The organism is Rossellomorea sp. NRS-1567 (assembly GCF_050467885.1).
GTDB classification, from domain to species: domain Bacteria; phylum Bacillota; class Bacilli; order Bacillales; family Bacillaceae_B; genus Rossellomorea; species Rossellomorea aquimaris_C.
In genome coordinates this window covers 1-22,282 of record NZ_JBITPL010000005.1, presented here as the reverse complement: position 1 = coordinate 22,282, position 22,282 = coordinate 1, and the positions used below count along the sequence as shown (strand labels likewise).

The 22,282-nt window shown below is 42.2% G+C and carries 18 protein-coding genes; 9 read left to right on the top strand and 9 right to left on the bottom strand.

What is annotated here, in order from left to right; all coding sequences use genetic code 11:
* Nucleotides 1-21: 21 nt before the first annotated feature.
* Nucleotides 22-1,665, bottom strand: coding sequence for an L-lactate permease (locus ACIFOD_RS03330; RefSeq protein ID WP_430313453.1), 1,644 nt, complete (start codon nucleotides 1,663-1,665; stop codon nucleotides 22-24).
* A gap of 573 nt (nucleotides 1,666-2,238) precedes the next feature.
* On the opposite strand from ACIFOD_RS03330, the gene ACIFOD_RS03325 reads away from it, so the two are divergent.
* The 4 genes from ACIFOD_RS03325 to ACIFOD_RS03310 all read left to right on the top strand — a co-directional run bounded on the left by ACIFOD_RS03325 (nucleotide 2,239) and on the right by ACIFOD_RS03310 (nucleotide 7,785).
* Nucleotides 2,239-3,429: a glycine C-acetyltransferase gene (locus ACIFOD_RS03325; RefSeq protein ID WP_430313452.1), complete on the top strand. Its 1,191-nt coding sequence runs from the start codon at nucleotides 2,239-2,241 to the stop codon at nucleotides 3,427-3,429.
* Nucleotides 3,430-3,532: 103 nt separating this feature from the next.
* Nucleotides 3,533-4,474, top strand: a complete 942-nt coding sequence (locus tag ACIFOD_RS03320) for an L-threonine 3-dehydrogenase (protein WP_430313451.1) — start codon at nucleotides 3,533-3,535, stop codon at nucleotides 4,472-4,474.
* Nucleotides 4,475-4,935: 461 nt separating this feature from the next.
* A complete protein-coding gene (locus ACIFOD_RS03315) occupies nucleotides 4,936-6,486 on the top strand; it encodes a hypothetical protein (protein ID WP_430313450.1) in 1,551 nt (516 codons plus the stop codon).
* A 54-nt stretch (nucleotides 6,487-6,540) separates the two neighbouring features.
* Nucleotides 6,541-7,785 carry an ATP-binding protein gene (locus ACIFOD_RS03310; protein WP_430313449.1) on the top strand — a complete coding sequence of 415 codons (1,245 nt, stop codon included), beginning with the start codon at nucleotides 6,541-6,543 and terminating at the stop codon, nucleotides 7,783-7,785.
* Between the two features lie 477 nt (nucleotides 7,786-8,262).
* Here ACIFOD_RS03310 and ACIFOD_RS03305 read toward each other — a convergent pair whose 3' ends face one another.
* A complete protein-coding gene (locus ACIFOD_RS03305) occupies nucleotides 8,263-9,624 on the bottom strand; it encodes a YjiH family protein (protein WP_397553657.1) in 1,362 nt (453 codons plus the stop codon).
* Between the two features lie 408 nt (nucleotides 9,625-10,032).
* Between ACIFOD_RS03305 and sda the strand changes: the two genes are divergently transcribed.
* Complete coding sequence (gene sda / locus ACIFOD_RS03300; protein WP_113969300.1) at nucleotides 10,033-10,164, top strand: sporulation histidine kinase inhibitor Sda; 132 nt, start codon at nucleotides 10,033-10,035, stop codon at nucleotides 10,162-10,164.
* 142 nt (nucleotides 10,165-10,306) lie between these two features.
* Here sda and ACIFOD_RS03295 read toward each other — a convergent pair whose 3' ends face one another.
* Together ACIFOD_RS03295 and ACIFOD_RS03290 are read right to left on the bottom strand one after the other, a co-directional pair.
* Nucleotides 10,307-11,620 (bottom strand): short-chain fatty acid transporter, encoded by a 1,314-nt coding sequence (locus tag ACIFOD_RS03295; RefSeq protein WP_430313448.1) that lies wholly within the window; start codon nucleotides 11,618-11,620, stop codon nucleotides 10,307-10,309.
* A gap of 134 nt (nucleotides 11,621-11,754) precedes the next feature.
* A complete protein-coding gene (locus tag ACIFOD_RS03290; protein WP_430313447.1) occupies nucleotides 11,755-13,266 on the bottom strand; it encodes a BCCT family transporter in 1,512 nt (503 codons plus the stop codon).
* Between the two features lie 161 nt (nucleotides 13,267-13,427).
* Here ACIFOD_RS03290 and ACIFOD_RS03285 point away from each other — a divergent pair, with 161 nt between their 5' ends.
* Entirely contained in the window at nucleotides 13,428-14,300 is an 873-nt protein-coding gene (locus ACIFOD_RS03285; RefSeq protein WP_430313446.1) for a Cof-type HAD-IIB family hydrolase, read from the top strand.
* Nucleotides 14,301-14,356: 56 nt separating this feature from the next.
* Nucleotides 14,357-15,448, top strand: coding sequence for a PQQ-dependent sugar dehydrogenase (locus ACIFOD_RS03280; protein ID WP_430313445.1), 1,092 nt, complete (start codon nucleotides 14,357-14,359; stop codon nucleotides 15,446-15,448).
* A 74-nt stretch (nucleotides 15,449-15,522) separates the two neighbouring features.
* Here ACIFOD_RS03280 and ACIFOD_RS03275 read toward each other — a convergent pair whose 3' ends face one another.
* The gene (locus tag ACIFOD_RS03275) at nucleotides 15,523-15,621 is read right to left on the bottom strand and encodes a putative holin-like toxin (RefSeq protein WP_220154059.1); all 99 of its coding nucleotides are present in this window, start codon (nucleotides 15,619-15,621) and stop codon (nucleotides 15,523-15,525) included.
* A 156-nt stretch (nucleotides 15,622-15,777) separates the two neighbouring features.
* Between ACIFOD_RS03275 and ACIFOD_RS03270 the strand changes: the two genes are divergently transcribed.
* Nucleotides 15,778-16,155 carry a hypothetical protein gene (locus tag ACIFOD_RS03270; protein WP_430313444.1) on the top strand — a complete coding sequence of 126 codons (378 nt, stop codon included), beginning with the start codon at nucleotides 15,778-15,780 and terminating at the stop codon, nucleotides 16,153-16,155.
* A 51-nt stretch (nucleotides 16,156-16,206) separates the two neighbouring features.
* On the opposite strand, the gene ACIFOD_RS03265 is transcribed toward ACIFOD_RS03270, so the two are convergent.
* Nucleotides 16,207-17,001, bottom strand: coding sequence for an SDR family NAD(P)-dependent oxidoreductase (locus tag ACIFOD_RS03265; RefSeq protein WP_430313443.1), 795 nt, complete (start codon nucleotides 16,999-17,001; stop codon nucleotides 16,207-16,209).
* A gap of 394 nt (nucleotides 17,002-17,395) precedes the next feature.
* Here ACIFOD_RS03265 and ACIFOD_RS03260 point away from each other — a divergent pair, with 394 nt between their 5' ends.
* Complete coding sequence (locus tag ACIFOD_RS03260) at nucleotides 17,396-19,783, top strand: immune inhibitor A domain-containing protein (protein ID WP_430313442.1); 2,388 nt, start codon at nucleotides 17,396-17,398, stop codon at nucleotides 19,781-19,783.
* A gap of 42 nt (nucleotides 19,784-19,825) precedes the next feature.
* On the opposite strand, the gene ACIFOD_RS03255 is transcribed toward ACIFOD_RS03260, so the two are convergent.
* The 3 genes from ACIFOD_RS03255 to ACIFOD_RS03245 are packed head-to-tail and all read right to left on the bottom strand — an operon-like array spanning nucleotide 19,826 to nucleotide 22,242.
* A complete protein-coding gene (locus ACIFOD_RS03255) occupies nucleotides 19,826-20,473 on the bottom strand; it encodes a TetR/AcrR family transcriptional regulator (protein WP_430313441.1) in 648 nt (215 codons plus the stop codon).
* 34 nt (nucleotides 20,474-20,507) lie between these two features.
* Nucleotides 20,508-21,524, bottom strand: coding sequence for an ABC transporter permease (locus ACIFOD_RS03250; RefSeq protein ID WP_430313440.1), 1,017 nt, complete (start codon nucleotides 21,522-21,524; stop codon nucleotides 20,508-20,510).
* A complete protein-coding gene (locus ACIFOD_RS03245) occupies nucleotides 21,514-22,242 on the bottom strand; it encodes an ABC transporter ATP-binding protein (protein WP_430313439.1) in 729 nt (242 codons plus the stop codon). The genes ACIFOD_RS03250 and ACIFOD_RS03245 overlap by 11 nt, the downstream gene beginning before the upstream one ends.
* Between the last annotated feature and the right edge of the window lie 40 nt (nucleotides 22,243-22,282).

Sequence of the window (22,282 nt, the reverse complement as noted above, 5' to 3'; positions counted from 1 at the left end):
TCATTTGTTCATCCTTTTTCTTTATAAGAAATAAAGAACGAGGGCCCCGATACTTCCTGATAACAGAACATATAGTAACATCGGGACCACGGTTATCCGGATGATCTGCCCTTCCTTTCCGCTAAGCTGAACAACAGATGCAGCGGCTACTACATTCAGGACACATACCATGTTTCCTGCATTGGCTCCCAGCACCTGCAAGGATAAAACAGTTTGCGGGTCTGCCCCTATTTGATCGGCGACACTAAACTGAAAGAGAGAAAACATCATGTTACTAAACGTGGCGCTCCCAGAGATAAAAGATCCAAGTGCTCCGATGAGGGGAGAGACAAAGGGCCAGCCTTCACCCGCTAACCCTGACACTAAAGTCGCCAGTTCCATTGGCATACTCACTAAGTCACTTTCGTTCACACCTGAATTAATGAAAATCCTTACCATGGGAACGGCGGCCATTAATGAAATGATACTTCCTTTAATCGTAAATAGAGATTGTCGGAACGTCTCTTCGATTTGAAGCCTACTCATTCTATGAATAAGGAATGTCAGCGTCATGACCAAAACAAAGATAGTACCAGGAAGGTAGAGTGGCTCAAACTGAGTAGAAATGTCTGTTCCTAAAATATTGCTCCATCCCACTTTTACGCTTCTAAGCCAGTCCTTAACAGGTAGAAGATCCAATCTCGTTAACACCAACAGGACAGCGACAAGCAAGTAAGGAATCCAAGCTAACCAAATCGGCATTTTCTTGTCAGGGACGACTTCGGTCTTAGGTTCTTCCTGTACTTCAAAGTCCCAAGCCTCATCGGGTAATAAGAATCCTTTCTTCGCTGCAGGAATGACAATCATCAACCCTGCTAATCCACCAATGATAGAAGGAAACTCCGGGCCTAAGAATGTGGCTACCAGTAATGCGGGTATTGTAAACGACAGACCTGCAAATAGAGAGAACTTCCATAGAACGAGTCCTTCTTTCCAAGAGTGATTTTGACCGAAAAAACGGGTCAGCATCACAACAAGCAAGAGAGGGATCAGGCTACCGATGAATAAATCGATACTCACAGCCCGACTGGCTACGCCGCTTAAATAATCGATCATTGATTGAGCGCCTACCGCTTGTTCCACCTGACCTGCAAGGGTCCCTCCCTGTCTCAAACCTTGATCGATCCCTACCATAACAGGAGTACCGACCGCACCGAATGACACAGCACTGCTATCTGCAATAAGAGCGAGAGAAACGGCTGCGAGGGGCGGAAACCCTAACGCCACAAGTAATGGTGCTGCGAGGGCCGCAGGCGTTCCAAATCCAGCGGCACCTTCAATAAAAGAGCCGAATAACCAAGCGATTATAATGACCTGCACACGGCGGTCCGGGGAAATCATAGAAAATCCATTGCGGATGGTTTCCATGGCACCGCTGTTCTGTAAAGTGTTCAAAAGCAGGATCGCTCCAAAAACAATCCAAAGAATAGTGAAAGCAATAATCATTCCCTCAACCGTGGCAGCACCGATCTGCACCAGGGGGATTTTCCAGAATACAAGACTTAAAATGGCAGTCAGTAAGAAGCTGACAGGCATCGCAACAGAAGCGGGTAACCGCAAAATAACAAGAAAAATAAGAACGGCTAATACGGGAGTCAATGAGGTTAAAAGTTCAAAAACAGACATTTCCATCACCTGCTTAATGTTTATATATATATTTTACAATAAGTTTGTGAATTGTTTCACATGATTTGTGGATAGTTTATGACAGATGTTGAAAAGATAGATTATTGGGTTTTTATCAAAATTCAGATGTAGATAGGTTGTTTTGGGTATATACGCTATATATACTTCCATACGTCGTAGGTATTGAAGATGTAAAGAGCACAGAGTGGATTGTAGCGGAAGGCACTTAACTCCTGCGGGCAATAGAGGAAAAGTCGAGACCCCACAGGGCAAAGCCCGAGGAGGCTCGACTTCCTCCCCGCGGAAAGGAAGTGCCTGGAGAGGAAAGAAACGGTCCATCTTTTCGCTCTACCCCTCATCCAAAAGTAGGAATGTTTTACTCGAGTAATTGCATGAAGTCCCTTATAGAAACACAAACTAAATTAATTAGATATATTTTGTCCATCACAAAAAAACATGTTAAACTAAGAATCAGAATAATCATTAGCAACCATAAAGAGTCAACTGATAAATAGTGTATTTTTGGAGTGGACATTTGTTTTTAAAACGCTTACATAACAGGAGGATACGTATATGACTAGTAAAACATTAGATCATTTTTTACAGGAAAATCTTGAAGACCTAAAATCACGCGGTTTATATAATGAGATTGATCCATTACAAGGTGCAAACGGACCGATGATTACGATCAATGATAAGAAACTTGTGAACCTTTCTTCTAATAATTATCTTGGACTCGCAACGGATGAACGCCTGAAAAAAGTAGCGATCGAAGCGGTGAAAGAATATGGTGTAGGGTCTGGAGCCGTTCGTACAATCAATGGTACCCTTGATCTTCATGTGAAGCTCGAAGAAAAGCTGGCGAAATTTAAGGGAACAGAAGCAGCGATCGCTTATCAATCAGGATTCAACTGTAATATGGCTGCCATTTCAGCGGTTATGGACAAGAATGACGCCATCCTTTCTGATGAACTGAACCATGCTTCCATCATTGACGGCTGCCGTCTTTCGAAAGCAAAGATTATCCGTTTTGGTCACTCAGATATGGAAGATCTTCGTGCGAAAGCTAAAGAAGCGAAGGAATCTGGTCAATACAAGAAAATCATGATCATCACTGACGGAGTATTCTCTATGGATGGAGATGTTTGTAAACTTCCTGAAATCGTTGAAATTGCTGAGGAATTTGATATCATGACGTATGTAGATGACGCTCACGGTTCCGGTGTCCTTGGAAAAGGTGCAGGAACGGTTAAACACTTTGGCCTATCAGACAAAGTGGACTTCCAAATGGGCACGTTATCGAAAGCGATCGGTGTAGTTGGGGGATATGTGGCAGGAACTCAGAACCTGATCGACTGGTTAAAGGTCCGCTCACGTCCATTCTTATTCTCTACATCCTTAACTCCGGCAGATGTAACGGCTTGTACAGAAGCACTTGATCTCATCATGAACTCTACAGAGCTTCAAGATAATATGTGGGAAAACAGTCGATATCTGAAAGAAGAGCTGACGAAGCTTGGCTTTGACATTGGAAACAGTGAGACTCCCATCACTCCGGTTATCATCGGTGAAGAGCAGGCGACCCAGGACTTCAGTAAACGCCTATATGAAGAGGGTGTATATGCCAAATCCATCGTGTTCCCAACCGTACCTAGAGGAGCAGGCCGTGTGAGAAACATGCCTTCAGCAGCGCATACGAAAGACATGCTTGATCAAGCGATTAAAGCATATGAAAAAGTCGGTAAAGAAATGGGAATTATCTAATCCCCTTTATATAACGTGATAGGGTCTGGCTATAAAAGTCAGCCCTATCTCTATGAATATTGAAATCATTCTATCACCATAGGAAAATGCAGGAGGAAAGACGATGAAAAAGATTTTAGTAACGGGTGCCTTGGGACAAATCGGTTCTGAGCTCACCAATAAACTACGTACTGTGTACGGTTCTGATAACGTCATTGCGACCGATATCCGGGAAACAGACAGCCCTGTCGTAACGGACGGTCCTTTTGAGCAATTAGACGTGACCGATGCCGGGAAAATGTTTGATATTGCCAAAACGAATAAGGTGGATACCATTATTCACCTCGCAGCTCTGTTATCTGCAACGGCGGAAGCAAAACCACTGCTTGCCTGGAATTTAAATATGGGTGGACTGGTAAATGCCCTTGAAGCAGCAAGAGAATTGGAATGTCAGTTCTTCACACCAAGTTCAATTGGAGCATTCGGTCCATCGACTCCAAAGGATTCTACTCCACAAGATACCATCATGCGCCCTACTACCATGTACGGAGTAAACAAAGTGTCGGGAGAGCTTCTGTCTGATTATTACTTCACTAAATTTGGAGTGGATACAAGAGGACTGCGTTTTCCGGGTCTGATTTCGTATGAAACATTACCAGGTGGCGGGACGACTGATTATGCAGTAGAAATTTATTATGAAGCAATCAAGAATAACCAGTATACTTCATACATCGGTGAAGGAACTTATATGGATATGATGTATATGCCGGATGCACTTAATGCGATCATCGACCTTATGGAAGCGGATGGTTCAAAGCTTGAGCACCGTAATTCCTTCAATGTATCTGCCATGAGCGTAGCACCTGAAGATATTGCAAAAGCGATCCGCGTCCACCAACCGGACTTTGCGCTGGATTATAACGTAGATCCAGTCCGCCAAACCATCGCTGAAAGCTGGCCGAACGCCATAGACTCCAGCGCAGCCATGAACGAATGGGGATTCAAAGCAGATTACGACCTAGCCAAAATGACAGCTGATATGTTAGAGAAATTAAAAACGAAGTAAGCAGATTGATCCCTGAGAAGCAATAGTTTCTTAGGGATCTTATTTTATTCCTCAAAGGGAATTCAACCTCTACCTACTTAAAAGAGATTGCTTTCTAAACGTATTTGGTTTTATTTTTTTAAAAGAAACACACTGAGAATGTTGATTCTCGCATCAGGTGCGCTCCATTGTAGATAGTTTGTTTTTGGAACAAACTATCTACAAAAGGTTTTTTTGTTTGTCTACCATTAGGCAGTCATAATGTAAAAGCACAGAGCGGAAAGGAACGGTCCATGTTTTATTCAAACACTAAAATACGACAAAATATGACAATAATTGATAGTAAATTGGAAAGAAAATGATATACTGAAACAGAATGAATAAATGAAACAAAGCTCCTTTTAGTGGAAAAAAATGGTGATAACCTATATAAATTATGCTAAAATTCAGAAGTCTAAGGATTTTACATAAGGGGGATTCAGATGAGAGAAAAATTGAAAGTATTTGGGATACCTATAGGAATCATGCTTTTATTCATCGCTGCCTTGTTCTTTCACCAGCTGTTGTTAGTGAAGGAATTACCTCAGCCGAACTGGAGCCGTTCACTCCCATTAGACTTCACATCAAAAGAGAGACCTCAGGTGTTTCAAAACAATGGGGAACTATACCTCTCAAGTAAAGGGAAGATCCATGCGTTTACCATCAATGATGAAATGAGTGTAGCAGATGAAAGAGTCATTGATACCAAGATTACCAGAGGCTATCCATTTTGGACCGATGGCAACGAATTCATCTACTATAAAGATGGAAATTTAGTTTCGACCCAGGACAATCAGGATCAAATCCTGTCGAAAGAGATCACGGGTCTCGGAGTGAGCGCAAACGATATCTATTATTGGAGTAACGAGCAACTATATGAATATAATGTGCAAGAAGGTTCATCCAGGGAAGTCTACACTTTTCCATCTGGAATTTCTGATGTGCACGTAGGAGAAAACGGAAAAGCTGTCATTCAGGTGGAACAAGATGATACTCATGATTTCGTCTACTATATGAATGAAAACCGTGTAGTCAGTGAGAAGCCTTTTTTACTTGTAAATACAGCACCGAATAAAAAGGTGGATGGTTTAACCTTTAAAGTAACAGACGAGAAGCTCACCTTACTATACAATGAGAAATCACGTACACAAGGCACGCTTTCCTACAGTACATACAAGGTGCAGGTTCCACTACAGGAAGTAGGATCTTCGATTTTAACCGGGAGTAAGGTTGAATTCGTCAATAAAGATACCGGAGAAAAGCTGGCGAATGCCGGTGGGGTACAGTTTGTAAACGTTGATGGGAAAGAATCCGTGGTGTTCACTTCAGAAGGACAGCGTATTGGTGATAACAGTGCGATGAGCCTGTATGCGGCACCTTTTCAAGATCAGGGGATTCTGGAGGGCTCTCCTCTTAGTACGACCAAGCATGTCACATATTCACCTGTGCAATTAACAGACGAAGCACTGGTTTGGTTTAATTATGATGGTGGTACATATGAACTATACGGGGCATCTCAGAACGATCAAGTCGTTTCAAAAAGTACAAACTGGTCGAAAAGATCAGTGAAAGAGGCACTGAACAACGGCGTTCTCATGATGTTCAGCAGCTTGGTGACGGTATTGACATCCTTTTACTGGGTGCTTCCATCACTCTTTCTATTAATCTTATTGTATATATTCAGACCAAATGCGTTTGAAAAAGACGGGATCAGCTGGGCTGAATATGCATCGATCATCATTTTTATGCTGATGCCGATCAGCTACACCAGCAATGCAATGAACGCATATTTTTACCAAGTGGCACCGGAGTATTTCGTGTTTCCGGGAAGCGGCTACGCACTATTATTGTTGATTAGTGTGATCACTTGGGTGATTTGGAAAATAGGGCGGGACCCTGATTGGGGATCCTTTGCAGGTGCCTTTTACTTCATGGGAATCTATATTTTGTTCTATATTACTTCAATCGGTCCATATATATTTAACTTATTTTAACCAATAAAAGTATGAGTGGGGCGGGTGGCTTAGATGATGGAGAAAATGAATCATATGATAAAACATACATTTTACAACAAGATAATGATCCTCATGGCTCTATTTGTCTTACAGTTCATCGTTTTACTCTTCATTAATAAGCCATGGAACGTAATCGCTGCACTTCTGGTAACCATTGCAGGAGTAACGGTCCTGGCACACTTATTAATAAAAGGGAAAACCTTTCTGTCAGAGCATCGAAAATTGCTGGAAGAAGAAAATCAGCTGTCCACCCTTCTCCATTCACTGCCGGATTTTGTGTGCTTTAAGGATGGACAGGGACGCTGGTTAAAGGTCAATCAATTTGGCCGAAAACTGTATAACCTTGAACGCATTGATTATGTAGGGAAGACTGACAGGGAATTAGGAGAGCGGGTTCCCTTTTTTAAAGACGCCTTCGACTACTGTGTTGACTCCGATGAACAATCTTGGAAAGCTGGAAAGGTGACGAGATGCGAAGAAGGATTCTACCTTCCGAACGGTGAATACAAAACCTTTGATGTCATAAAAGTCCCGTTATTTCATTCGAATCAGACAAGAAAAGGATTAGTCATCATCGGCCGGGATATCTCTCAGCAGAAAATAGCTGAAGAAATGCTATTAAGAAAAGAGAAATTATCGGTGGTCGGGGAGCTTGCGGCGGGAATCGCCCATGAGATCCGTAATCCCCTTACGAGCATAAAGGGCTTCATTCAACTGCTTGAAGAGAATGAGCATGTATCCGAAAATTATCTCAACGTCATGTCCTCCGAGATGGATCGAATCAACCAAATTGTAGGAGAGCTACTCATTTTATCAAAGCCTCAAATGAGGGAATACCAGGTCTTTGATATGAATGAGGTGTTACACTATGTGATCAAGGTAATGGAGCATGAAGCAATCCTCAAAGGGATCACATTAAAAGTTCAAGTACCATCCTCCTCCATTCACGTATTTGGAGATAAGAATCAATGCGTACAGGTCTTTATTAATATTATTAAAAATGCAATCGAATCGATGGACGAAGGAGAAATCCGCGTCAAATGGAACGTTCTGAACGAAAAGTTCATCATCTCCATTCAAGATCAAGGGGTGGGAATACCGCCTGATCGATTAAAGAGACTGGGAGAGCCGTTCTTCACCTTGAAAGAAAAAGGGATGGGACTCGGGCTGACCATTAGTCAAAAGATCATTGAAGACCATAAAGGGTCTATACTCATTGAATCAGAAGTAAACAAGGGAACAAAAGTAGAAGTAACCTTACCGGTAAAACATAAATAAAGTCCAAGGCTGCCTCATTGCGATGCAGCCTTTACCTATGTATAAGGCAGAATACTTGGAATGGTTATGGTGAATAAAAAGGGTTCTTCACACCTCCATTATATAAGACCTAAAGATGGATTAACTATGAAGGTTGGAAAAAGGGATAACGGCTTGTAAGTAAAGCCTGTTTTCTAAAAGGTTGATGGTTCATAAGGGTTTAATAACATAACAACGAGTTTGTTTGATCATTTGTATATCTATCCATGTATATAAGCAGTCTGAAGGAAGAAGCACAGAGTGGATTGTAGCGGAAGGCAATTGACTCCTGCGGGAAATAGAGGAAAGGTCGAGACCCCACAGGGCAAAGCCCGAGGAGGCTCGACTTCCTCCCCGCGGAAAGCAATTGCCTGTAGCGGAAAGGAACGGTCAGTGTTTTGTTCTTAAACGATCCCAACAAAAAACCCAGGTTCAAATTCGAACCTGGGTTTTACTTCATCAAAAAATCATATGAGCAATTGCAACAATCACAATTAAAGTCAAGAATGTACGCTGTAAGAAGATGATCACTAAGTCCTTGAAATCAACCGGGATCTTAGAACCTAGTAATAATCCCCCAACCTCAGACATGTAGATCAATTGTGTTACAGATAAACAAGCAATCACAAAGCGTGTCAGTTCACTTTCAATTCCAGCTCCAAAGATGGCTGGAAGGAACATATCGGCAAAACCGACAAGGATTGATTGAGACGCTTCAGCTGCTTCTGGGATTTGCAGAAGCTCAAGTAGTGGAATAAGCGGCATACCGATATATTCGAAGAACTTCGTATTCTCCGCTACGATCAGTGCCGTTGTACCGATCGCCATAACGATGGGTGCAACCCCCATCCACATATCCAACACATTTTTCATTCCATCAGTGAAAAACTTAGAAGTACTATTGTTATTCTTCGCTTGAACAAGGGCTTGCTCATATCCATAACCTACGCGGCTATAGCCTTCTGGAATGACTTCCATCGTGTTCTTGCCTTCTTGATCATTATAGTACGTGTCAGGCTTACGGGATAATGGCGGGATTCGTGGCAGCACGATCGCGGCGATAATTCCTGAAATGGCTACTGTTATATAGAAAGGAATGAAGTATTTTCCAAGACCAACCTCAGAAATGACGACTAAACTGAAGGTAATGGATACAACAGAGAATGTCGTACCAATGATTGCTGCTTCCTTCTTGGTATAATACCCTTCTTCATATTGCTTACTTGTCAGTAGCACCCCGATCGTTCCGTCTCCTAACCAGGAAGCTAAACAATCGATGGAAGAACGTCCGGGCAAACCAAATACGGGACGCATTACTTTCGTTAAGAGAGCACCGAATAATTCAAGTAGACCGAAATTCAATAATAAAGGTAGAAAAAGTCCGGCAAATAAAAATACAGAAAAAAGAATGGCCAGAAGTCCATCCGGATTTAATAGAAGTCCACCAGTTGCGTCTGACCAGACCCATTCAGGCCCTAATTTAAATAGAGTCATGATCGCAAACACAGCACCCAGTACTCTGACAAAAACCCAAACAGGTCTTACATCGAACAGGCTTGTGAAAAACGGAGATTTTTCAATGAAAGCCGGGCGTATGAACTTGGTAATAAAAGTCCCTAATACGGTAAGGATGATCAATCCTGTCATGATTGCAGGTACATAGCTTCCAATCCAGTCCTGTAATAGTCCTGATAGAACGGCGATTGGTATCGTGATCCCTTCTTCCTGTGGTATGGGAACCATAAAAAGAAAAATTCCCAACAGGGAAGGGATGATAAATCGTAAATGACTTGTTAATGTAAAGCGATGTTGTCGATTCATAAATTCACCTCAGATGTAGTTATAACGGAAAATGAAACATTATTCATTTTAATGCATACATATAAATTTGTCCATAAGAAGTTCCCACAAGGGAGAAGATGCATTACCTAGCTGTTTTTCCCAAACGGTGTGAAAGTGAAACATAAAATGTCGAATAATCGATTAATTAAATGAATGTATACAAAAAGAAAGCGCTATCTTTCAATACCTCTCTATTTTACTAAAATTTTTAAAAATTTCAATTATAAGCTGAAAAACATTTTTGATTTCGCTCATTTCAAGTAATAAAGTTTGGTGTTAGGGGGATTATTACCTAAAAAATTTATTGATTATTTTGATAATGATGTTTAAGTAGTATGAAAGAGGGTATAAAGATTTCATACCTTGGTTAGTCAGGAGTTGTAATCGATGACATCTTTAACGATACTTACGGAAGAGCAATTGGCTAATGTCTATCAGTTAGCACAGGAAGAAGGATTGGAAGAAGAATTTATTGAGATGTTAGAAGGGGAGCTTGAGAGAAGAGAAATCGCTCGATAGGACTCAGACTAAAAAACAATGAAACGTCATACATAACGGCTGGTCTCCTCCCGGGAGGTCAGCCTATTTTTATGTCATAAGACAAAAGTGCCCTGGAGAGTCTCAGGCAAAGACGAAACACTCTAAGGCACTTTTTGTTTTTTTATAAGAAGAGTAATCCAAGGGAAATGACGACGCCACTAATGACAAGGATAATGACGCAGTAACCCATAATATCCTTCGCCTTTAATCCTGCAATCGCTAAAGCAGGCAATGCCCAGAACGGCTGAATCAGATTTGTCCAGGCGTCTCCCCAAGCGACGGCCATAGCGGTCTTAGCTACTGAAGCATCCAAAGTTTGAGCGGCATCAAGCATAATAGGAGCCTGGACGGCCCACTGTCCACCCCCGGAAGGAACAAAGAAGTTCACAATCCCGGCGCTGAGGAAGGCGAAGAAGTAAAAGGTCACATCATTTGAAATCGATACAAAGGCCTCGGACATGACGACAGCAAGACCGGATGCCGTCATCATTCCCATGATCCCTGCGTAGAAAGGGAATTGAATGACAATCCCGCTCGCGCCTTTGATCGCTTCCTGAACAGCCGCAAGAAAGCGCTTTGGCGTACCGTGAAAGAGAATGCCCAGGAATAAGAATAAAAAGTTCACGATATCTAAATTGAGGGCGAAACCGTTTTGAACAAAATATGAAAATAGGAACGCAATCCCGAGAACGGCAACAATAATCGATAATACCATAGTGTTTTCAAGACGCTCAGCAGGTGTTAATGCCTCTTTTTCAAGAGTGGCGGCCGTTTCATTAAAGATTTCAGGATCAACGGTTACCGTTTCTTCTTTAGACGGCATCAGCATCCTGTTGATGACCGGAAGAACAATAAATAGTGCTAATACAATCAGGACATTGAACGTAGCGAAGATCGTCTCGCTTGTCGAGATGACACCGATCATATCCTGGAATGGATGATCGGCTGTTGCAATCGATAACGGAATGGAACCCGAGAACCCTGCATGCCAGACAATAAATCCGGAATAAGCACTGGCAATCAGCAACCGGTAATCGACACCCTTCACCCGTTTTGCCAACTCTTTCGCAAATAATGCCCCGATTACAAGGCCAAAGCCCCAGTTGATCCAGCTGGCAATCATCGAAACGACCGTAACAATGACAATCGCGGAGCCAGGTGACTTCGCAAATGAGGCAAGGAAACCAAGGAAACGTTTAAACAGTGGACTGCTTGCCAGTACATACCCCGTCACAAGCACAAGAACCATCTGCATGGAAAAGGCAAGCAGGCTCCAGAATCCGTTACCCCAATACTGAACCATCTCGAGGCTTGAACTATCAGTGAAGATAAGGCCGAATCCAAATACGGCGAGTGTTAAAATGACAACAAATAAAAATGGATCAGGTAGATAGCGTTGCATGATCTTGTTTGATAATGATATAAGTGCTTTCATCTTTTCATCCCCCTTATTTAATACACACCCTTTCTATTCTTCTATAATGATATGTGAAAACCCTTTCATTTATATGAAAATGATGAGCCCAAATCAAAAACGCCTGACTCATTAATGAGATCAGGCGCCTAAGCTTATTTCTTTACGGGTCGGGACTCTCCCCTTTTTTCTTTACGCAGAAGTCTAAATAACGTCACACACATCAGGACAAGGATGACAGTGAATGGCACTGCGGAGACGAGAGAGGCGGTCTGTAAGCCCTCCAGTCCACTGGACACCAGTAATACAGCGGCAATGGCAGCAATGAGTACTCCCCAGACGATTTTCACTATCATAGGAGGATTCAAGCTTCCCTCCGTCGTCATACTGCTTAAAATATAGGTCGCTGAATCAGCAGATGTAATTAAAAAGGTAAAGATCAATAAGATGGAGATAACGGACAGGATCATCGTAAACGGAAGTTCTCCATACGTTGAAAATAAGGCACTCGTGACATCTTTGTTGACCCCTTCAGCAATGGAGGTACCACTAAATAAATCGAGGTGAAGAGCTGTACCACCAAAGACAGCAATCCACATAAGGGCGATCAGTGGAGGAACCACCAGGACCCCTATGATAAATTCCCTTATCGTTCTCCCCCTTGATACCCTGGCGATAAAAGCACCTACGAATGGAGACCAGGCGATGGCCCATGCCCAATAGAAGATCGTCCAATCCTGTACCCATGTTCCTCCCTGATAAGGAGTCAATCGTAAGCTGTAGCGGATGAAATTAGAAATATAGTCACCAATCCCAAGTATGAACGTGTTTAATATAAAGACGGTCGGCCCGACTATGAATACAAATAGCATCAAGAATAGAGCCAGGGATAAATTGACATTACTGAGCCATTTAATCCCTTTATCGAGGCCGGTGGTAGAAGATGCTAAATAAAGGATAAGCAGAATGAACACAATCGAGAGTTGAGAGAGTGTGCTGTTACCCACTCCAAATACAGAATTTAATCCTCCATTTATTTGGAGAATCCCTAACCCCAGTGAAGTAGCTACACCCATGACGGTTGCGATGACAGCCAGGATATCAATGGTATTCTTAATCCCCTTCTTTTGGCGGCCGATCATGGGAGATAGGGAAGTGGAAACCAGTCCATTTTCCCCTTTTCTAAACTGAAAATAAGCTATAATCAATCCGACAATCGTGAAAACAGACCATTGACTGACCCCCCAATGAAAAAAGGAATAGCCCATTGCAAGGCGGGCGGCTTCTTCCGTTTGCGGCTCTACACCCGGAATGGGGGTTTCAAAGAAATGACTCATCGGTTCAGCAATCCCCCAGAACACAAGACCGATTCCAAACCCGGCTGAAAATAACATGCCTATCCAGGTGAAGAAAGGATACTGTGGTCGTTCATCGTCCTTTCCTAATCGTATCTTCCCGTATTTACTTCCCATAAGTAACAGGAGAAAGAGCACAAAGAAAAACACTGCAGCGAGATAAAACCATCCAAACGAATAGGTAGTGAAACTAAAAGCTGCATTTGCCCCTTTAGCAAAAAGTTTCGGAAAAGCAGCCCCAAACACAACCAAAATGGACACAATAATAGCTGAAATCCAAAATACTTTGTTCAAATATGTACGATTACCCATGATTTACCCTCCTGACATAGTAGACGAACGTTCTCTATATTTTCATACCCTAAAACTACAGGGTTATTCATAAGCAGGAGGTGGTTCAGTACAACATGAGAAATGTTTCATGATACAATGGGTGAAATTATGAACATTTATCAACAGGAAGGTGTCTACTTATGATCACATGTATAGCAACAGATATGGATGGAACGCTCTTGAATGAAAACCAGGAAATCAGCGAAGCCAACAAACAGGCCATCCTCGATGCGCAGCGACAAGGCATAGAAGTCATTGTTGCCACAGGAAGATCCTATGAAGAAGCCCGTTTTGTTATAAAGGATGCCGGCATCTCATGCGATATCATTTGTGCCAATGGTGCGGAGGTTCGAAATAAAAAGGGTGAAGTTGTCTATCAAGCCGGTATCGAATCAGCACTGGCGAAAGAAATTGCCGCTGCCTTAAACAAGACAGGCATTTACTTTGAAGTCTATACGGATCAAGGAACGTATACTGAAAACTATGAAATGGGTATCGAGCTGATTGTCGATATTTTCAAAACAGCCAATCCGGATGTGTCGGAAGAACAAGTGAGACAAGCTGCCAAAGAACGATTTGAAAAAGGTCATATTAAATTGGTTGATGATTACGGTGTGCTTTTCGAAGATTCTTCTCAACTGGTCTACAAATTTCTTGTTTTCTCTTTTGATGAAAAGCAATTAACAGAAGCGAACGAAAAATTAAAAAAAATAACTGGCATCGCCATCAGCTCATCGGGTAGAGAAAATATTGAAGTAAATAGTCTGCAAGCACAAAAAGGAGTCGCTCTCGAGAAGCTTCTGAACGACAAAGGGCTTTCAGCCGAACATGCCATGGCAATGGGTGATAACCTTAATGACCTATCCATGATGAAAGCAGTGGGAAGACCAGTGGCCATGGGGAATGCCCTGGCTCAAGTAAAAGAATTCTGTCCATTCATCACGGCAACAAACCGTGAAGACGGTGTCGCAAAAGCGATACAGGAAGCTCTTCAACAGACGGCAAACTCATGAGAACGTCTTCTGTTGTCCATACTGGTTAAAAAAAGTGAATAAGGGAGCTTGAAAAAATGAGAAACCGAAACAGTTGGTTCTTATTCGTCATTGGTCTTAGCTTACTACTTAGTGCCTGCTCAATGGGACAGCCAGATGAACAACAGGAAGAAAGTGAATCCGTCAGTAAACCGAGTGTCGAAAGCAACGTTATCGCACAAAACCTCTCCATTCCCTGGTCGATTCAAAAGCTTGATGGTGTTTTCTACATCACCCAAAGGAAAGGGGATATCATTGAAATAAAGGATGGCAGGAAATCCGCTGTGAAAACCAATCTTTCTATGCCATTATCCAAGCGGCCCGAAGCGGGGTTACTGGGATTTGTGCTTCATCCGGATTTCAAAACAAATCAGCAGGCGTATGCCTACTATACCTATGATGACTCAGGGGAACCGTATAACCGTGTCGTAGTATTGAAACGAACGGAAAATCAATGGAGCGAGGAGAAAGTATTGCTGGATCGAATCCCAAGCGGTCAATACCACCACGGCGGCCGACTGGAAATCGGTCCGGAAAACAAGCTCTACATCACGGCAGGGGATGCCACTCAACAGGATAAGGCCCAGGATCTCTCCTTTCTCGGCGGAAAAATTCTTCGGATGAATTTGGATGGTGGAATACCAGACGACAATCCATTTAAGGACTCATACGTTTACAGTTACGGTCATCGTAATCCTCAGGGACTTGCCTGGAACGAAGCAGGCGAGCTATATGCAACGGAACACGGACCCAATGGATATGATGAAGTGAACCGTATCGAAGCGGGCAACAATTATGGATGGCCAAAGATCACAGGGAATGAAAAACAAGAGTCGTTGATTTCGCCCCTCGCGCACTCCGGGGAACCTTCATGGGCCCCGTCAGGAGCGGGCGTTTGGAATGAAGATTTAGTTTTTGCCTCTCTCGCGGGTCAAAGTGTAAAGAGATTCGACCCTGAAACCCGCAAAGTATCAGACTTACTGACGGGCTTTGGTCGTATTCGGGACGTGCTTGTGGAAGGGGATACCCTTTACTTTGTATCGAATAACACAGACGGACGCGGGATCCCCCGGGAAAATGATGATAAATTGTATGAGGTGGATCTGAATTCATTGACGATTGAAGAATAAGATTGGGATACCTTCCTTAGCGCTGGACTGGGGGAGGTGTTTTTTGCAAAAAAATAACACGCTAAAGAGCGTGTTTATGAATTCTTATTCTCATCATTGTCTTTATATTTCAGAATAGCGATCACAAACATCCCAAAGCTGAGCATCAGAGATAATACTTCAAATGTATTCATGGATACATCGCCTCCTTACTTAAAGGCTTCCCGGACATAAGATTGTCCTATACGCCGCAATAAAGAAAAAACATCAGAACTCAATATAGGAAATGAATGGTATTTTATTTAAAATGAATAACAAGGATGAAAACTCTTTGAAAGGGATGTGGTGACATGAATGGAAAATGGATACTTTCATTTCTACTCGTTCCCATTTTACTTAATGGATGTGGAGGAACAGATGATCAACCGGTTCAGGAAGAGCAGGATTCGTCTGAAGTGAATTCCGATTTACCTTCACCTGATACCAATCAGCCGGCAGACAAGTTAGATGTTCTTGCCAACGATGAAAAAATCATAGAGATGTTAAAAAAGACCGGCGTGATCTCTGAAGATGCTTCCCCCGAAGAAATAGAAAAAGCGCTTCAAAAATATCTTAAAGATAAAAATAGCAATCAACTGATTAATGAAAAAGAGAAGAAGAAATACATTGAGGAGATTAAAAAGAAAATTCAAGAGGGGGATTCTTCCGAAGGTGATGCAGATAATTGAAAGAAACAGGCAAGGATGAAAAATCCTTGCCTGTTCATGTGCGGGTACTCATTAGCGCATGACGCTACCGCCTGATATTTTCACAGATTCCCCCACAATGTTCTCTGCGGCATCACTTAGTAGATAGACTATCGTATTTGCCACTTCATTCGGCGAGGTAAGACGTCCAGAAGGAATACTGTCTTTCGCGATCTCCAGTTGCTCCTCATAACTTCTGCCTTCACGTTCGCCTTTTGATTTTATTGCGTTCCTTCCCATATCGGTATCCACATAACCCGGGCAAATGGCATTCACTCGTACGTTGTTTTCAATCGCTTCATGGGCAAAGGCTTGAGTAAATCCGGTTACGGCAAACTTAGATGCACTGTATGCGCTGTTCCCATGAGTTCCTCTCAAACCTGACAGGGAAGAGATGTTGACGATGGAACCACTCTTCTTATCCTTCATCTGGTTATAGACGGCCTGGGAGAGCTGGACCAGTGAGAAATAATTTAACTCCATGATTTTTCTCATGTCTTCTTCGGATAGACTCTCGACCATATCACCGCCGCCTATCCCGGCTGAGTTCACGAGACCTGTGATGGGGCCATGCTGGTTTATTGCGGCCGATAGAAGCTGTTCGCGATCTTCAGTGTTAGTCAGGTCCGCTATATATAGGAAGACCTGGTCTCTTTCCCGGCATTCGTTTTTCAGTTGCTTCAGCTTTTCTTCATTTCTTCCTGTAATCGTCACCTTTGCGCCTGCCTGAACGGCTACTTTCGCTGTTTCATACCCGATGCCGCCTGTGGCACCTGTGATGAGGATATGCTGGTCTTTCAATGTGCTTTCGTGGAAAAGGAAACTCATTTTTTAACCTCCTAGTGATGAATAGTAGGTTTTACCCGTTTAAGGCAGGGAGGAAACGAACGGATAGGTAAGCTATTAAGGGAAATTTAATATAAAACCTACAAATTTGTTCTAAACAAGCTTGTTAGATACCTCAATACATTCGATTTAGCTAAACTAATCCCATATTTTTGCATTTAACCGATAAATCTTAAACGATTTAGTAAGTATTTCAATAAACGTTCGCGCAAAAACTCGAAATAGTCTCGAAAAAAAGCTCATTTTTTGTAACTATTTCACTTCTTTTGACTATTTTCATTTTTAGTATTTACAATATTCAGACTTATTGATATGATCAGCTTGTTCTTTGAAAAGAACAATTCTATTAGTCTAGTAAATTATAGGGGTGAATCAGTTGGGGAAGAAAAAAACGGCATTAAAGGTTTTCACAAGTATTACCGCTAGCACCATTGTAGCATCAACATTATTCGCAGGGAGTGTTGCAGGGTCTAAGCTAGCTCCGACTTCTGTTACTTCAACTACGTTGGAATCAGCACCTGTGGATCTAAACATCATTAATGAAGATCGATTAGCAAAAGGACTCCTAGAAAGAGGCATCATCTCTAAGGACGCCACTTCTGCTGAGGTTCAGAAAGCCGTTAAAGAGTACATACAAAAGAAAAAGAATGTAAAAGAACTAAAATCCCCGCAGGAACATAAGCACCACGAAATGGATCAGAAAGCGAAAGACTTCTTAACCAAGCAAAAAGATAAGTTGATGAAGCAGATTGAAAAAGGACATGACAACTTCAAAAAAGGAAAGCCCAATGGTGCTGCAAAGGTGAATTCAGCTAAACAAGCTCCATACAATGGAGATGTGAGAGAAGATAAAGTTCTTGTTTTGTTAACTGAATTTTCAGATTTCAAACATAATAATGTCATACAAGAAGATGGATACATGTATTCTAACGATTTTAATAAAGAGCATTATGAAAAATTAATGTTTGGAGACGAAGAATTTGAATTGTTTAATGGTGAAAAAGTGAAGACCTTTAAGCAATTTTATGAGGAACAATCAGGTGGTAGTTATACGTTGGATGGAACGGTATCTGAATGGTTAACAGTTCCTGGGTCTGCAAAAGAGTATGGAGATGATAATCCAAATGGAGGACATGATAATTTAGTTCCTAAAGGGCCTCGCGATTTGGTTAAAGATGCTTTAAATGCTGCTGTGGCATCTGGGATGGATTTATCTGAATATGATGCATTTGATCTTTATGACCTAGACGGTGATGGGAATCAAAATGAGCCGGATGGGTTAGTGGATCACTTAATGATTATTCATGCTGGTACCGGTCAAGAGGCTGGTGGAGGTGCTCTAGGGGATGACGCCATTTGGTCCCATCGTTGGGTGTTGAATGGAGTATACGCTGTACCAAATACAACAGCAGAGGTAGGTTATTGGGGAGGTAAGATGGGTGCATATGATTACACCATCCAGCCTGAAGACGGAGCAGTCGGAGTATTCGCCCATGAGTTTGGTCATGATTTAGGATTGCCTGATGAGTATGACACACAATATACAGGTAATGGCGAGCCGGTTGCTTCCTGGTCGATCATGAGTGGTGGAAGTTGGAATGGGAATATTGCAGGAACGGCACCGACAAGTTTTTCACCTCAAAATAAAGAATTCTTCCAAAAAACAATGGGAGGAAACTGGGCAAATATCACTGAAGTGGATTATGAAGAAATCGACAAAAATGGTGTAACTTCATTTCTTGACCAAAGTGTAACGAAATCAAAGAACCCAGGGATTGTGAAAGTGAATCTTCCGGATAAAGAGGTGAAGGGGATTCAACCAGCATTTGGAGAAAAGTACTATTATAGTACAAAAGGAGATGACCTTCATACGACGTTAGTGTCTCCTGAGTTTGATTTGACGAATGCCACAACGGCTAAATTTGATTATAAAACACTTTACGATATTGAATTTGATTATGATTATTTATTTGTTAAAGCTGTAACGGATAGTGGCGAAGAGGTTGAGCTTGATGTCATTGGAGACGATGATACGGATGGAGATGCTCGCGCAGAATCAACTAAAGGTCTATGGATAGATAAATCGTATGACCTTAGTCAATTTGCAGGTGATAAAGTGACTCTTCAGTTTGACTATGTGACTGACGGTGGTTTGGCTCTTGATGGATTTGCTTTAGACAATGCAACCCTAACAGTAGATGGAAATGTAGTATTTTCCGATGATGCGGAAGGAGAAGAGAAATTTACTACAGATGGTTTCGTTGTATCTAATGGTTTTGATAAAAAAGCTCATTACTATTATTTAGAATGGAGAAACTACGCTGGATCTGATGAAGCATTAGCCTTCTCTCGTGGAGTAAAATACAATACTGGTTTAGTCGTTTGGTATGGTGATGATAGCTTTACAGATAACTGGGTAGGTGTGCATCCAGGGGAAGGATTCCTTGGAGTGGTCGATGCGCATCCTGAGGCGATTGTTGGTAATTTAAGAGGGGAAGATTCAGTAACCAATAGTACTCGCTACCAAGTATCCGATGCCGCGTTTTCATTAGACAAAGCACCAGATTGGTACGTCGATTCTCCATCTAGAGGAATCTTTGACTATGACGGTTTAGCGGGAGTTCGTGTCTTTGATGATTCGAAAAAATATATGAACGAATTAATCCCGGATGCAGGCCGTAATGTTCCGAACTTCGGCTTAAAATTCGAAGTCATCGGAGAAGCAAAGGATAATTCTGCTGGAGCTGTCTGGATTCACAAATAATATGAATAAGCGACCTTGGAGATGCTCCAAGGTCGCACTTTTTTATCCCTTCCCAATCCCATTCACAATCATCCGCACCGTCATGTCGATCTCCTGCTCATCGTCCCAATCGGCTTCAGGAAGGAAAAGGTACCGGACAAGGAGCAATCCGAAGATACTGGTGGCTGAAAATCGCACGACAGTGAGTGAAGGCAAGTCGATGATCTGTCCCTTTTCTTTGTAATGGTCGACGAGCTTCACGAATTTCTCTATCACTTTTTCTGCGATATGCTCTTTGAATTGTTCCTTCAGCTCAGGATGAAAAGGGATTTCCTGTATCAAAATCTTAAATGCGGTCATATTCTCTTTCAAAAATTCCTGCCGATTCAAAATCATCGCTTTCAGGAAATCCTCATACCGATCATACTTCGCATCAAGCACTTTATTAATATCCCGGATCACAAACGGAGCGATCAGCTTGGCCATCGTAGGGGATACAATCGAAAGAAGCAGGTCCTTCTTTGTTTTGTAATGCCGGAAGATGGTTCCTTCTGCGACGCCGGCTTTTTTGGCGATTTGGCTGGTAGAGGTGGAAGCATAGCCTTTTTCGGCAAACATTTCGATGGCTGCTTCCACGATTTTCTGTTGCTTTTCAGTCAGTGCTTCTTCCTGATCAAATAGCTGTTTAAATATATTCTTTTCTTCAGTCATGCTTTAAACCCCTAACTTGTCGTTCATTCCTACCCTATATTTTACGGTATTTTCTGAGGGCTGCAACATTGAGAACGATAAAGAGTAGAGAAAATCCAATCAATACCGATAAGTTAAAGAGCAAATCCTCAAATGCAAATCCCCGAATCATCACATCTCTTAAGGCATCCGCAGCATAATATAGAGGGGTGATTGGACCGATCCAGCTCAGCCATTCAGAAATCGTATCTAAATTGAATAATCCTGAAAAGAATATTTGCGGTACGACCACAATCGGGATGAACTGCATCATCTGTAATTCATTCTTGGCAAAAGCCGATAGCAATATTCCAAGTGTCAGGGCCGTGAATGATAAAGAAACGATGATGATCAATACATTGAAAAAGCTTCCTTTCATCATCATGTCCAAGACATAAATCGAATACCAGGAAATCAAGGAAGCTTGCAGGAGTGTGACGATACCGAAACCAATCACGTAGCTTATGACCATTTCCCAAATCTTGATGGGGGAAGCTAGCAACCTCTCAAGTGTGCCCGTCGTTCTCTCTCTCAGGAAAGATACCCCGCTGATCAAAAAGACAAAGAAGAAGACGAAAAAGCCGAGAAGTACTGGTCCAAAGGAGTCAAACATCTCCATGTCCCCGCTTCCGTACACATACTCCACTTGATCTGATAGTTTTTGAGAGTCGGAAGGAAACAACGTTTGAATTTTTTTCATCACAGCCCCGTTGACAGTGGGGTCACTTCCTTCAATGACTATGGAAGGTGCTGTGGGTTCTTTAAATGAAATATAGCCATCCAGTTCACCATTCTTAATGTCTTTTAATGCTTTATCGGGACTCGTGTAGGATTGAAAATCCTTCGTATCGAATTTCGCTTCCAGCTGCTGTGGAAGATCGACAATCGCCACCTTTGCCTCATAATCATCCGAGTTAAAAACGAGAGACAGCATGCTGAGTATCAGTAATGGAGCTAGAAACATCAAGGCCAATGTTCGTTTGTCCCTGAGCAGCTGTTGAAGAATCCGAATGACAAAACCTTTAATCCTCAATGGAAACACCTCCATTTTTCAAAAATACATCTTCAATCGAAGTCACCCCATACGTTTCTTTAATGGCATCCGGTGTATCACTTGAAATGATTTCTCCATGCTGTAATAGACCTAACCGGTCGCATCTTTCTGCTTCATCCATCACATGGGTTGTGATGATAAGAGTTCTGCCTTCTTCCTTAAGACGGTGAAAGCTATCCCATATTTCTTTTCTTAAAACGGGATCGATCCCGACGGTCGGTTCATCTAAAAATAAGACTTCAGGGTCATGCAGAAGGGCAATGGCAAGGGAAAGCCTTCTTTTCATTCCTCCTGAGTACTGATGAACAGGCTTATTAAGGTCAGCCAGAAGGTCGACGGTCGTCATCACTTTTTCAATTTGCTCTTTCCGTTGGTTCTTCTTCAATCCATAGAGAGAAGCCATGAAAGATAGATTTTCCTTTGCTGTCAGCTCATCATAGAGGGCATCGGATTGGGCCATATATCCGATGGTTGGATACAGCTCATTTGCTTTCAGCTTGTTCCCTTTGAAGGTGACATTCCCTGTCGATGGCGTTTCGAGACCGATCATAAGCTTGATCAAAGTCGTCTTACCCGAGCCAGAGGGTCCTAATAATCCATAGATATCACCTTTTGGGATGTTGAGGGAAACATTTTTCAACACTTCTTGAGGGCCAAATGACTTGGACAGCCCGTTCAATTGGATGATGGAATTCAATTGAATCACACCTTTCGGGAGTTAGTGAGTGATTACTCAC